Annotated in this window: 8 protein-coding genes; all 8 read left to right on the top strand. The window is 69.3% G+C overall.

Annotated elements, in window-relative coordinates:
* Window positions 1-38 precede the first annotated feature (38 nt).
* Genes DMB37_RS35290 through DMB37_RS35255 form a run of 8 tightly spaced genes read left to right on the top strand, consistent with a single transcriptional unit; the run spans window position 39 to window position 14,080 of the window.
* Window positions 39-812, top strand: a complete 774-nt coding sequence (locus tag DMB37_RS35290; protein ID WP_206055083.1) for a thioesterase II family protein — start codon at window positions 39-41, stop codon at window positions 810-812.
* Window positions 809-2,026 carry an MFS transporter gene (locus tag DMB37_RS35285; protein ID WP_206055082.1) on the top strand — a complete coding sequence of 406 codons (1,218 nt, stop codon included), beginning with the start codon at window positions 809-811 and terminating at the stop codon, window positions 2,024-2,026. The genes DMB37_RS35290 and DMB37_RS35285 overlap by 4 nt, the downstream gene beginning before the upstream one ends.
* Complete coding sequence (locus DMB37_RS35280; protein ID WP_135236395.1) at window positions 2,023-7,590, top strand: condensation domain-containing protein; 5,568 nt, start codon at window positions 2,023-2,025, stop codon at window positions 7,588-7,590. The genes DMB37_RS35285 and DMB37_RS35280 overlap by 4 nt, the downstream gene beginning before the upstream one ends.
* Window positions 7,587-9,059: a M28 family peptidase gene (locus DMB37_RS35275; RefSeq protein WP_206055081.1), complete on the top strand. Its 1,473-nt coding sequence runs from the start codon at window positions 7,587-7,589 to the stop codon at window positions 9,057-9,059. Before DMB37_RS35280 ends, DMB37_RS35275 begins: the two co-directional genes overlap by 4 nt.
* A gap of 20 nt (window positions 9,060-9,079) precedes the next feature.
* Window positions 9,080-10,081 (top strand): 3-oxoacyl-ACP synthase III family protein, encoded by a 1,002-nt coding sequence (locus tag DMB37_RS35270; protein WP_135236394.1) that lies wholly within the window; start codon window positions 9,080-9,082, stop codon window positions 10,079-10,081.
* Window positions 10,082-10,105: 24 nt separating this feature from the next.
* Window positions 10,106-11,995 (top strand): HAD family hydrolase, encoded by a 1,890-nt coding sequence (locus DMB37_RS35265; RefSeq protein WP_135236393.1) that lies wholly within the window; start codon window positions 10,106-10,108, stop codon window positions 11,993-11,995.
* Window positions 11,988-12,245: an acyl carrier protein gene (locus DMB37_RS35260; RefSeq protein WP_135236392.1), complete on the top strand. Its 258-nt coding sequence runs from the start codon at window positions 11,988-11,990 to the stop codon at window positions 12,243-12,245. The genes DMB37_RS35265 and DMB37_RS35260 overlap by 8 nt, the downstream gene beginning before the upstream one ends.
* A 26-nt stretch (window positions 12,246-12,271) precedes the next feature.
* On the top strand, window positions 12,272-14,080 hold the full coding sequence (locus DMB37_RS35255; protein WP_135236391.1) for a non-ribosomal peptide synthetase: 1,809 nt from the start codon (window positions 12,272-12,274) through the stop codon (window positions 14,078-14,080).
* Window positions 14,081-14,097 lie beyond the last annotated feature (17 nt).

Below are 14,097 nucleotides of genomic sequence, written 5' to 3'. Positions count from 1 at the left end.
ACCAAACCCGCAGTGCCACGACGAAGGGATGTAACTCAGTGACGTCCGAGACCACCCTGCACGATGCCGCACCCATGACCCGCTGGCTGCTCCGCCTACCCGACCAGGACGCGGCCGCGCGGATCTTCTGCTTCCCGTATTCGGGGGTCGGCGGATCCATGTTCAACCAGTGGCCGCGGCGCATCGGTGGCATCGAGATCTGTGCCATCCAGCTACCTGGCCGGGAAAACCGGCTGCGCGAAGGGCATTACGGCACCTATGCGGCGCTGGCCGAGGCGCTCGCGGAATCGCTATTACCGCATCTGGACCGCCCGTTCGCCTTCTTCGGGCATTGCGCCGGGGCGTTGCCTGCCTTCGAAACCGCGCGGCTGCTCGCCGAGCGCGGGCTGCCGATTCCGCAGCGACTGTTCGTCTCCGCCCAGGTCGCACCGCACGACTGTCCGCACGATCGCTTCCTGGACATGTCCGATGACGAACTGCGTGCGGAACTGGAATTTCTCACCGTCACCCGCGGCGGACAGGTGCAGCCGCAGTTGATCGAGCTCGGTTTGGCCATTCTGCGCGAGGATCTGGCGGCCAATCGGGTCTATCGCAGACCCGCGCCCATCGAGGTGCCGTTCCCCATCACCGTGCTGCACTGGTCCGACGACCCCGAGGTCACCCCGGACGAACTGCGCGGTTGGCAGCACTACGGCGCCGATGTCCGGTTCCCGGTGGTCGCGGGCGGCCACTACGACTTCCTCAGCGCACCGGAGCCGTTGCTACAGCTCCTTTCCGAACCGTTCGCGCCGCAGCGCGGGGCGTGCGAATGAGGAAGACCATGTCGCAGGTGCCCGGCTTCGGCCGGTTGCTGCTCGGGCGCACGCTGTCGTTCCTGGCCACCGCGCTGGTGCCGATGGCGCTGACCCTCGCGGTGCTCGACGCCACCGGCCGGGCGGGCGACCTCGGCCTCGTGCTCGCGGCCGAGTTGGCGCCGCAGTTGCTGCTGCTGCCGATCGGCGGCGTGCTCGCCGACCGGTTCGCGCCGCAGAAGGTGGCGTTCGCCGCGGACATGACGCGCGGGCTCGCCCAACTCGTCATCGGCGTCGAATTGCTGTGCGGGATCGTCCGAATCACCGATCTGGTGATCCTCTCGGCGATCACCGGCATCGGCGTCGCCTTCGGCACCCCGACGATGTCGCCGCTGGTCATCGCGACGGTTCCGCCGGAACATCGGTTGCGCGCCAACGGCTACCTCGGCGTGGTGCGCGGCGTCACCCTGGTCGCCGGGCCCGGCGTGGCCGGTGTGCTCGCGGTAACCGTCGGTCCCGGTTGGACATTCGTCGTCACCGCCGCGCTGTTCGCAGTGGCCGCCTGCACCCTCGGCGGGCTCCGGATCGCACCGCGCCCGGTGATCGAGCATCCGGTGACCTTCTTCCGGCAGCTCGCCGACGGCTGGCTCGAGGTGCGCAGCCGACCGTGGTTCTGGTCCAACCTGATCGGGCACGGCGTCTCGAATCTCACTGCGGGCGTGCTCATGACGCTCGGCCCGCTGATCGCGGTGCACTCACTGGGCGGCGAGCTGTCCTGGGTGCTGATCTACCAGGCAGGCATGGCCGGGCTGGTGATCGGCGCGCTGGTCGCGCCGCGGCTGCGGGTGCGGCGTCCGCTGGTGGTGACCTCGGCGTGCGGCGCGCTGTTCGCCTTGCCGATGATCAGTTTCGCGGCGCTGGCGCCGGGCTGGGTCGACGCGCTCGCCTACGGTGCCGCCATGCTCGGGGTCGGGCTGCTGAACACGCTGTGGCAGACCACGATGCAGCAACAGTTCCCGCCGGAAGCCCTGGCCCGCGCCGATTCCTACGACGCCCTGCTCTCTTTCGCCGCCCGCCCGCTCGGCATGGCCGTCGCCGCCCCGATCGCCGCGGTGACCGGCAACGCCGTACCCCTGCTGACCATGGCCGTCCTGGTCGCGGTGGTGAACCTGGCGATTATCGCGCTGCCCGATGTCCGGGCGATGACCACTGAGAAAGAGGTGACACGGCTATGAAAACCGGCGAGGACACCCCGGCGGTCGCCGTGATCGGCGTCGCCTTCGAGCTACCCGGCTGCGCCGACTGGGAGTCGCTGACCGCGCTGCTGCGGCACGGTCGCGACGCCATGCGCCGCTTCCCGGCGACGCGGGCCGCGGCCACCGGCGTGACCCGGTCGGCGACCGATCGCGATGGCGGCTGGCTCGACGACATCACCGGCTTCGACTACCGCTACTTCGGACTGTCCAAGGCCGAAGCCGAGCTGATCGACCCGAGGCAGCGGCGCATGCTCCAGCTGGCCTGCCGCGCCATCGGGCATGCGGGTTATGCGCAGGCCGAGCTGGCGGGGACGAATACCGCAGTAATGGTCGGCGGTTACGGTGGGCCGCATCCGAGCCTGTCCGATCTGCTACCCGCCGCGGACCGCAGGCTCGGTCCGGCCACCACGGGAAGCCTGCACGCCTACGCCGCCGGGCGGATCGCCTATCACCTGGATCTACGGGGCGCGGCGCAGGTGGTGGACACCGCTTGCTCGTCGTTCCTGGTCGCACTGCACGAAGCCCGCTGGAAAGTCGCACGGGGAGAATGCGATTCGGCCCTGGTCGGCGGCTATGAACTGGTGCTCGGCGCACTCCCGCAGCACGGCAGCGACGGCATGGGCGTGCTGTCCGCAGTGGATCGGTGCCGACCGTTCGACGCGGACGCCGATGGCACCACCTACGGCGAGGGCGGCGGGTTCGTCCTGCTCAAACGGCTCGACGGCGCCCTGCGCGACGGCGACACCGTGTACGCGGTGCTGCGCGGTAGTGCGGTCAACCAGGACGCGCGGCGCGGTGCGGGACTCACCGCGCCAAGCCCGCAGGCGCAGACCGAAGTCATCACCGCGGCACTGCGCGAAGCCGGAATCTCGGCTGGGGCAATCGGTTACGTGGAGGCGCACGGCACGGGCACGAAGATCGGGGACCCGATCGAGATCCAGGGGCTGATCGATGCGTACGCCGGGATCGAGGGTCGTGGTCCCGCGGTCTCCTCGGTCAAGGCGAACCTCGGCCACCTCGGTTGTATGGCCGGGTTCGCGGGGCTGGTCCGCATCCTCGCGCAGTTCCGGGCCGAGGAGATTTTCCCGACGGCACACTTCGAGCAGCCGAATCCATTGCTGGACTTGACGTCAGCGCCGTTGCGCCTCGCCGATCGCCGTGAGCCGTGGCCGTCGGCGAGCACGCGTTACGCCGCCGTCAGCAGCTTCGGGCTGAGCGGCACCAACGCGCATGTCATCGTCGCGGCACCGGACCCGTTGCCGGACAGGGACGTTGCGGCACCTGGAGCTCAGGTTGTCGTGCTGTCGGCACGCGACAGCGCCGGCCTGCGCGCACAGGTACAGCTGCTGCACGATCAAGTGGCCGCGGATCCGGCCGGCTTCGACCTGGCCGCTGTCGCGGAGGTGTTGTCGGTCGGCCGAGAGCATTTCGCGCACCGGCACGCCTGGGTGGTGCACGATGCGAAGGAACTACTCGACCGGCTCACCGACAGCTTGGCCGCGCCGCCAGCGGAGCGGTCGGCACCGCCGGATCCGGCTCCGGTGGTCGTCGCGCTCGGCGACGCGGATGACGTGACGGCCGAGGACCTGCGGACCGTCGCCGACGCTTTCCCTGGATTCGCCGAAGTCGTTGCGGGGTCTGAAACCCTTGTGGCAGCAGCGGATTGGACGTCCGCTCAGCGTGGGCTCGTCTGGCTGCTCGGCGCGCATCGAGTCCTCACCGATGCCGGGATCACGGCTGAGCTGCTGCTGTCCCACGGCGTCGGTGCGACAGCAGCTCGGGTACTCCGCGGTGACGACAATCTATCTGCTGCACTGGCAGCCGACCCCGGCACACCGACGCCGCCGAACGCCGAGACGTTGCGTACGGTCTTGGCCGGTCTGACCGACCCGGTGATTGTCGATCTCGCACCGGGTAGCGCGCTGTCGGCATTGCTGTCCGCCGACCCTGCCGCCACGGTCGCGTCGACTCCGGCGCACGCGCTCTGTCGACTGTATCTTGCAGGGCACCAGGTAGATTGGCGCCGAGTGATCGGCCGACCGCCGCGCAGGCGGATCGAGCTTCCGGTCGCCCCGCTGGCCGAAGTGCATTGCTGGCCGACCGTCGCGGAACCACTCGCCGCCACCTCCGGCGCACCGATCGGCGCAGCTACCACCCCATCGGTCGCTACGACCACTGCCTCATCGATGGTCGCAGCATCCGGCGCATCGACGATCGCAACATCGGCCGCAACGGCAACCCCCACCGCCGCCGCACCGACGCCACTGGACTCCGCCCCGACCGAATCCGTCGCCGACATCGTGCTCGCCCTGGCCAGGGAGGTCCTCAAGGAGCCGGAAGTGGTTCCGTCGGACGACTTCTTCGACATCGGCGGCACCTCGCTCAACGGGGCACAGCTGGTAGCTCGGATCAACGAACGGTTCGGCACGGACCTCGGCGTGCTCGACCTCTACGACTACCCGGATCTGGCCGGTACCGCAGCCGCTGTCGCCGAGCTGGTTGGTGAGACTCCCTCCACCCCAACGGATAGCGCGCCGACGACAGTGCCCGCGCCCAGCACCGCGCTCTGCGAAAATGCTCCGCCGCCCGACGAAGGACCATTGTCCGGACAGCAGCTGGCGATCTGGGCCGCCGATCAGCTCGACCCCGACACCGGCGCCTACAACGTGCCCGCCGCCCTGCTACTCGACGGAGCAGTCGACACCAACGCGCTCACCGCACGTCTACAGGCAGTCGTGGCACGGCATCCGATGCTGCGCACCCGGATCGTCAACTCGCCCAACGGCCCACGCCAGGTAACCACTCCTTTGGACGAGACCCGCGTGGCGCTCACCGAGACGGTGCTCGAACCGACCGATCGCACCGCGGCCGAATCCCGGGAAGAACTACAGGACCGACTACGAGAGCTGGTCGCCGCGCCGTTGCCACCCGATGGCCCACCGGGCCGATACCAGCTGGTGCGAGCCCGGTTCCGGGACGGCGACCAACAGATCCTGCTCCTCACCTTCCATCATCTGTTCGTCGACGGTTGGTCGTGGCGCCTACTGTTCGCCGAATTGGCCGGCGAGCCAGGCACACTGCCCGTTCCGGAACGCCGCTACCTCGATTACGTCGCCGATCAGCACGCGCTCCTGGACGGCCCGACCGGAACCGAACTCACCGAGTTCTGGTCGGAGTACCTGTCCGGCACGCGCTACGTACCCCTGCCGGTGGATCAGGATGCCGGCGAAACCTCGCACGGCACAAAAGAAACGGCCCTGCCCATCGACAGCGACCGCGCCACAAGACTGCGCGAACTCGCCCGACGCGAGCGCTGCACCCTGCACACGGTGCTACTGACAGCTTGGATGACACTGCTCCGCCAGCTCACCGGCGAGCAGGACGTCTGTGTGGCGGTGCCCGCAGCCGGGCGCAAGCCGATCGATGAGCCGGTGGTCGGCAACTACGCCACCACCCTCGTCGTGCGGGCGACGGTGCAGCCCGAACAGTCGATCACCGCCTTGCTCACCGCGGTCCGCACTGCCTCGCTGCGAGCGCTCGACCACCAAGACCTGCCCACCGACCGGCTCCGGCGCATAGCGCGCCCCAACTCCGCGGACCCGCTCGCGGCCACCATGTTCACCGTCACCAGCGGCGTCGAGCCACTGCGACAGTTGGGCCCCGAGGGCCCGGCGGTGGAGCTGCTCGATGTCGGACAGGGCGGCGCGGCCTTCCCCATCGCGGTCACCGTGCTGGAATACGGCAGCCAGCTGCGCTGCCGGGTGCAGTACGACCCGACGATGTTCCGCCCCGACACGATCCAGGCCTGGTTCGATTCGTACCACGCACTGTTGGACCGGCTGGCGGCGCTGGATCCGAACACGCCGGTGCACACGTTGTCGATCGGCATCACACCGGCAGCACGACGGGTTCCTGCCGCGGCACCAGACATCGACACGCCGACGGCCACCGCACACGTCGCACCGAACAATGCTCTGCAAGAACAGCTCTGCGAGCTGTGGTCACGCTACCTACGGCGTGACCGAGTCGGCATCGAGGACGACTTCTTCGATCTCGGCGGGGACTCGATCTCCGCGATCGCCATCGCCGCCGAGGCGGGCGCCAACGGAATAGCTCTGCGGCCCAGGGCCATCCTCCGACTCAGGACGGTCGCTGCTGTCGCCGAGACCATTGCCGAGCGCGACACCGACTCCGCCACAACCGCATTGGCGCCGGTCGCTGCGGAGGCGCACTCGACGGTCGACCCGACGCCACCGCAGTTGGAGTTCCTCGGCCGCGGCGTGCCCAACCCGGACTACTGGAACCACGGTGTGCGCTACACGTTGCGCCGCGACATCGACACCGCCACCGTCGAGCGCGCAGTGCAGGCCCTCGCGGACCGACACCCCGTCCTGCATGCCCAACTGCGCTCGGTCGAAGCCGGCTGGCAATTACTGACCACCGGAGCGCCCCCGGCGATCACCGAATTCGATTTCACCGCAGCCGATCCCGTCGATCTCGAACACCAGATACACGACGCGGCCACCGAGCTGCACAGCACCTTGAGCCTGTCCGACGGCCCGGTCTGCCGAGCGGGCATGTTCCACACCCCGGCGGGTCACGACGACCAGCTCGTGCTGGTGATCCACCACACGATGGTCGACCTCTACTCGTGGAACATACTGACCGAAGACCTTTCGGCGCTCCTCGCCGGAACCAGCACCACCGAACTGCCCACGCCCAGCGCCAGCTACTTCGCGTGGGCACGCCGACTCGCCGACCTGGTCCGCACCCGCCCGGACACCCTGGATGCGGGCTACTGGCTGGACCGCACCTGGGGCGACGGCATGCAACTGCGTGCCGTGGCGGGCGACTCGTTCGGCATCGAGGGCAACACCGGCGAACTGGTCACCGAATTCCCCGCCCCCGCCCTGGTTTCCGGCCTCAGCCGCTCGGAACAGCTGCTGGCCGCGCTGGGCGCCGCGATGCAGCACTGGCTCGACGTGCGCGGCGGCGAGATCGCCGTCCAGTTGGTCGGCCACGGCCGCGAAGACCTGTTCGACGACCTCGATCTCGGCCGCACCGTCGGCTTCTTCAACACGACCTACCCGTTCGCCCTCGGCCTGCCGGGTCGGCGCACCCCGGCCGACCACGCCGCCTTCGTCGCGGCACAGCTGCGATCGGTGCCCGGACGGGGTTTCGACTTCGAACCCCTGCGCAGGTTCCACCCCGATGCCGCCGTGCGCACCGCACTGGATCAGATCCGGACACCGGACGTGCTGTTCTCCTTCTGGGGCACGCCCGCTTTCCTGTCCGACGAGCGGGACGGTGCGCTGACCGGTGCCGACAACGAACTCGTCGGCCGCGACCGGCCCGCCGATATGCCGAGACCCGCCGCGATCGAGGTCTATCCGAGGCTCGTCGCCGACCGGGTCCGGGTGCAGTGGCGCTACAGCGGCGAATTGTTCACCCCCGACCGCATTCTCGCGCTCGCGGAAGCATTCGGCGCGGCCTCGGCCGTGCCTGTCCCACCGAGTCACCAGAACACAGGAGTTGCCAGATGACACGACCGTCCCGCCGACTTTCCATGCGGCGCAAGCCCTTTGCGCTGACCGGCGCGGTGTTACTGGCAGCCGCCGCCGTCCTGGCCGGACACACCGGGGCCGCCTCCGCCGACACTAGTGCCAATGCCCTGGCCGACCGTCTTGCGGCCGAGGTCACCGGCGACGGCGCGTGGCCACACCTCGCGGCCCTCGCGAACCTCACCACCACCTTCGGCGGACACCGAGTATCGGGCTCCCCGGGCTACGAGGCGACCGCTCAGTACTTCACCGCGGCACTCACCGCCGCCGGTTACCAGGTGACGCGGCAGCAATTCAGCTTCCCCGACTACGACATTCGCGCCGAGACCGGCTCGGTGACCGCGCCACAGGCCCGCGCGCTGCACCCGGTGATCGCCCGATTCTCCCGTTCCACCCCCGACGGTGGCCTCAACGCCGCGGTGAGTCTGCCGACGGGCAAGGACACCGGCTGCACCGTCGACGATTACGCGAACAGCGATGTGCGCGGCAAGATCGTGCTGGTCCGGGTGGGCGACTGTTTCATCACCCAGAAGCAGCTGGTGGCCGCCGAGGTCGGCGCCGCAGCCATGCTGATGAACGGCGACTCGCCGGACCCGACCCTGAATCTGCGCTACCGGATGGTGCCGCCCGCCGACGCCCGCATCCCCACCGCGACGCTGCCGCGGGGCGAAGCCGAGCAGTTGCAGGCCGATGTCGCCGCCGGGCCGGTGCAGGTGACCCTCGACCTGCGCGGCAACGAGATTCTGACCAACACCTACAACCTGATCGCCGACACCCCCACCGGCCGCGCGGACAACATGATCGTGATGGGCGCGCACCTGGACTCCGTCGACACCGGCCCCGGCGTCAACGACAACGGCACCTCCGCCGTGATGACACTGGAGACCGCGCTGCGCATGGCCCCCTACCGCGATCAGGTCCGCAACAAGGTGCGGTTCGCCTGGTGGGCGGCCGAGGAGAAGGGACTCGCGGGCGCGCAGTTCTACATCGATCAGCTCACGCCCGAGCAGCGCAAGAACACCGCCCTGTACCTGAACGCGGAAATGATCGGCTCGGACAACTTCGCCCGCCAGGTGTACAACGGCAAAACGGCGAACGGTCCGGCACCGGCCGGCTCCGATCAGATCTCCACCCTGATCAACGGGTACTTCGCCGGGCAAAATCTGCCGACGGTCGGCTTGGTCCTGGACGGGCGCTCCGACCACGCCCCGTTCATCACGGCGGGCATTCCCGCGGGCGGCGTCAACGGCGGCTCGGACACCCTCAAATCGGCGGAGTGGGTGCGGCTGTTCGGCGGTATCGAGGGCCAGATGCTCGACCGCTGCTACCACCAGGGCTGCGACAACCTCGCCAATATCAATCGCACCAGCTTCGACCAGTTCGGGCGCGCGATGGCGTGGTCTGCAGGCCGGTTCGCTGTCACCACCGAGGACGTCAACGGCGTGCGCTAGCCGCACCGAAGGGACGACGAATGTCATTGGGCATCATGGGGATCGGGTACGCCCTCGGCGCACCCGTCACCATCGACGAACTGGCCGGCGACGACCAGAAGGTACGGCAGTGGGGCTACCGCCGCCTGCACCGCGCACCGGCGGAGGTCGGCCTGACCGACCTGGCCGTGCGCGCCGGGGCGGCCGCGCTGCGGCGCGCCGGAATCACGGCGGGCGAGGTCGATCTGGTGATCCTGGCGATCACCGACATCGCCGAGTACCTGTACTGGGATCCCGCCGCCGCGGTAGCGGGCCGCCTCGACACCCGCCAGGCGGAGGCGATCCTGCTGAGTCAGGCCTGCGGTGGCGGCGTGGCGGCGTTCGACATCGTCGCCGGAAAGTTCGCCACCCACCCCGAGTACCGGACCGCACTGGTGGTTGCCGCCAACCGAATCTGTGAAACCTATTGGGACCGGGTCGAAACGAGCACCTCGTTGAGCTCGGACGGTGCGACGGCCGCGGTCCTGCGCCGCGACCACCCGGCGTGCCGCTGGCTGGCGACCGAGGTCGTCACCGACGGCCGCTACGCGAACTTCATGCGGATGGAGATCGGCGGCGCCGCTCGTCCGTTCACCCCTGGCGCCGAGCGGCCCGCCATCGCCGGACTGATCGACCGCATGGACACCTTCTTCGACGGCGACGGCCGCGCCGCGCTCGCCTTCGTCGAGCAACTGCACGCCCGCAACCGTGAGGTCGTCGAACGTGCTTGCGCGAGTGCGGATGTCGCGGTCGGCGAGATCGAGCGGGTGCTGTATCTGCACGACAATGCCGGCGCCTTCGCCGATCTGGCGAAGGCGCTCGGCGTGCCGCTGGATCGCACCAATGTCGAGATCGCCTGTGACCACGGGCATTTGGGCCCGGCCGATCAACTACTGAGCCTGGAGCGCCTGCTGGCCACCGGCGAACTCGTCACCGGCGACATCGTCGCCCTGCTGAGCATGGGCACCGGCATGCACTGGGCCTGCACGCTGCTCCGCATCTGACCGACAACGAAAGAGAGGAGGGTCGTGGACGACCTACTCGACCGCGTCCGACGGCTCATCGAGCCGGGCGCCGAGCCCGATCCCGCACTGCCTGCCGCGCTGGCGCACACCCCCGATATCGGCACCGCCCGCGAGGCGGGCAGGCTGCTCGCGCGCATAGATTCCGCGCTGGTGCGCAGGCCGGGCACCACATCGCATCCGCTGCGCGTGGCGGTGGCCGGTTCCTTCACCGCCGACAATCTGGTTCCGCTGCTCCGCATTTCGCTGCTCGCCGTGGGCATCGACCCCGAGTTCCACCTGACATCCCCGGACCAACTGCTCATGCAGCTGAGCGATCCGGACTCCGCCTTGGCGCGATTCGCACCCGATCTCACGGTATGCCCGATCCACGAGGAGCTGTTCCTCCCCCGCGACGCCGATCCCGCCGACCTCGACACCGTGCGCAACCTCCTCGCGCAGCGCCGCGACCTGTTCGGTACGGCAGTGTCGGCCTTCGCGGCGCGCACCTCCGGCACCGTGCTCACGCACACCGTGCCGCTGCCGCAGATCCGATGGCGGACCGTCAACGCCTACCGGTCGCGCGCGCGGCTGGGCCGGGCCTGGCGCGAACTCAACAGCGGCCTGCTCGAATTCGCCGATCGCATCGACAACGTCGACGTAGTGGACCTGGAGCTGCTGCTCACCGATGCCGCCGTCGCGCTGCGCGACGATCGGCTGTACCGCTTCGGCAGCATGGCCTGGTCGCCCGCGGTCGAGCAGCTGTACGCCGGGCAGGTCGCCGGTTATGCCCGCGCGCTGACCGGCCGCGCCAAGAAGTGCCTGGTGCTGGACCTGGACAACACCCTGTGGGGCGGCGTGCTCGGCGACGACGGGCCGGAGAACATCGAGCTCGGCTCGCTGTACCCGGGTAATGCCTACACCGAGTTGCAGCGGGCGGTGCTGGCGCTGCGTGATCAGGGCGTGCTGCTCGCGGTCGCGAGCAAGAACGATCCGGACCTGGTGACGCAGGTGCTCACCGAGCATCCCGAAATGCTCGTTCGCACAGATGATTTCGTCGCCGTCAAGGCGAACTGGGAACCCAAGGACGGCAGCCTGGCGGCGATCGCGGCCGAGCTGAATCTCGGGCTCGACAGCCTGGTCTTCGCCGACGACTCGGCGTTCGAATGCGAGCTGGTCGGTCGCGCGCTGCCGCAGGTCACCGTCGTGCCGCTGGCGGGCGACCCGGCCGGGCACCTCGGCGCGCTGCTGACCGGCGACCACTTCACCGTGCTCACCACGACCGACACCGACCGGCAGCGCACCGAACTGTATCGAGCCAGGGTGCGCAGACAGGAGTGGACGAGCAGCCGCTCCACGCTCGACGGCTACCTGACCGATCTCGGCATCGAGGTAACCGTCCGCCGGGCCGACGAGTACCTGCTGCCGCGCATCGTGCAGCTCGGCGGGCGCACCAATCAGTTCAATCTCACCGGGCGCGCGCATACGGCGCAGCAGACGCGCCGGATGGCCGGCTCCGCCGAGCATGCCGTGCTCGGGTTCGAGGTCAGCGATCGGTTCGGCCGCGAGGGCATGGTGGGGGCGTTGTGGATCGCCAAGCACACCGACCACTGGCTGATCGAGAACGCCGTGATGAGCTGCCGGGTCTTCGCGCGCGGTATCGAGTTCGCGGTGCTGCAAACGGTGATCGATGAGGCGGTCACGACGGGTGTGGTGCGGCTGGAGGCGGTCTTCCGCAGCAGCGGCCGTAACGGACCGGCCGAGAAGTTCCTGGCCGACGCCGGTTTCGTCACGGCCGACCGCGACCCCGATCCCGACGGCAGCACGCGCCGGGTCCTCCCGCTCGACCCGCGTCCGGCCCTGGCCCCCGCGTGGATCTCGATCCACACCGACGAACGGACGAAACCGCATGTCTGATACGAAAACCACACTCGCCCAATTGATTTCCACGGTCACCGATCTGCCGCCCGAGCAGATCACCGACGAGCGCCGGTTCGACGAGCTGGACAACTGGACCAGCCACACCGCGCTGCGTCTGTTCACCGCGCTGGAAGACCGCTTCGCGATCCGGCTGGATCTCAAGACCTACTTCCAAACACCGACCGTCGCGGCGCTGGCCGACCTCATCGCCACCGCCCGCCCGGCGTCGCTACCCCGTCTCCGCTGACTTACCCCGATCGAATCGAGTTCTCCATGTCGACCCTGTCTGCGACGCTGCGACAGTCCCCGACCGCGGCGCACACCTTCGCCTATCTCGCCACGGAACTACCCGATCGTCCGGCCTTGCGGCAGGGCGACATTCAGTTCACCTACCGCGAACTCGCCAGCAGCGCAGGCGCGGTGGCCGCCTGGCTGCGCGGCCAGGGCATCGGCCGCGGCGATGTCGTTGCCACACTGATGGATCGGTCCGTCCGCTGCCTCGCCGGGGTGCTCGGCGCGTGGTCGGTCGGTGCGGCGTACGTCCACCTCGAGGCGACCGATCCGGAGCCGCGGCTGCGCGCGTTGCTCCAAACCACCGGTGCCAGAGCCGTACTCACCGATACGCGGAACCGGTCGCGGATTTCCGAGGACGGCTTGCCGGTGCACGTGCTCACCGACGCGACCAAGGGGGTGCCCGTCGACCTCGCCTTCGGCCTGCACCGCGACGACGTCGCCTATCTGGTGTGTACGTCCGGATCGACCGGCACCCCGAAGGCCGTTCAGGTCTCGCATCGTGCCTTGCTCAACTACTGCGCGGCTTTCTGGGAGCGGGTTGCCGTGCCCATCGACAGCTTCGGCCTCGCCACGACCTTCGCCGCAGACCTCGGCAAGGTGTCGGTGTACGGTGCGCTGCTGTCCGGTGCCCGGCTGGATGTGTATTCGCGCGAAACAACTCTCGATCCGGTCGCGTTGGCCGCGGATCTGGCGGCGCACCCCGCCGACTGCCTCACCTACACGCCGTCCCAGCTCGAAGCGCTGGCCGCCGAAGGCGATCTCGCCGCGCTACTGCCGCAACGCCTGCTCGTGGTCGCGGGCGAGGCCTTTCCGCCACGACTGGCCGCCGCGATCCTGCGCGCCCGGCCGAACCTGGAGGTGCACAACGGTTACGGCCCGTCCGAGGCCACCATTCTGGCGACCATGCACCGAGTGACCGCCGCGGACGCGCATCGCCCGCGGGTTCCGGTCGGCACCCCGCTGAGCGGCGTGCGCGCCGTGGTGCTCGACGACGAGCTGGCTCCGGTACCGGACGGGACACCCGGCACGCTGTATCTCGGCGGCGAATGCGTGGCACTGGGATATCTCGGCGACACCGCGCGCACCGAGGCCAAATTCGTGCGGCTCGACGCCTCCGACACCCGGTTCTACTGCACCGACGACCTGGTGATCCGCGAGCCCGGCGGCTCGCTCGACTATCTGGGCCGGGCCGACCGGCAGATCAAGATCCGCGGCAATCGAGTCGAGCCGGGGGAAGTCGAAGCGGCGCTGCTGCTTTCGCCCGGTGTGCGGCAGGCGGTGGTGACCGGCGAGCGCGCACACCCGGACCAGCCGCTCGAACTGGTCGCCTACGTAGTGGGAACCGCGGAACCGGCGAACCTGACCCGGTCGCTACGCGACGAGCTGCCGTCCGCGCTGGTGCCCAGCCGGATCATGCCGGTCCCGCATATTCCGGTCACCCCGAACGGCAAGGCCGACTTCGCCGCTCTGCACGCGCTCGCCGACAGCGGGCCTACCCCCATCCGCGCGACCGATCCGCCGCGCACCCCGACCGAGCAACTGGTGGCGGGGATTTGGTGCGAGGTGCTCGGCCGGGCCGAGATCGGGCGCGACGAGCGGTTCATGGAGATCGGCGGGGATTCCTTCAAAGCGCTGACGGTGTTCGCACGGCTGCGGCGGCACTACCCGGCACTGGTCATCGCCCAGATCTACGCGCACGCCTCGATCGCCGATCTGGCCGCCGCGCTGGACGGCCCGACCGCCCCGGTCCCCGCTCCCGGCCGGACCGTCACGGTCGTCGAGCTGTGAATCGGCTCCCGCGGAAA

It is taken from the genome of Nocardia sp. CS682, from assembly GCF_004634405.1.
In the GTDB taxonomy this organism is placed as follows: Bacteria; Actinomycetota; Actinomycetes; order Mycobacteriales; family Mycobacteriaceae; genus Nocardia; species Nocardia ninae.
The sequence above is the reverse complement of the archived record's forward strand: the minus strand, read 5'-3'. Positions and strand labels throughout refer to the sequence as shown.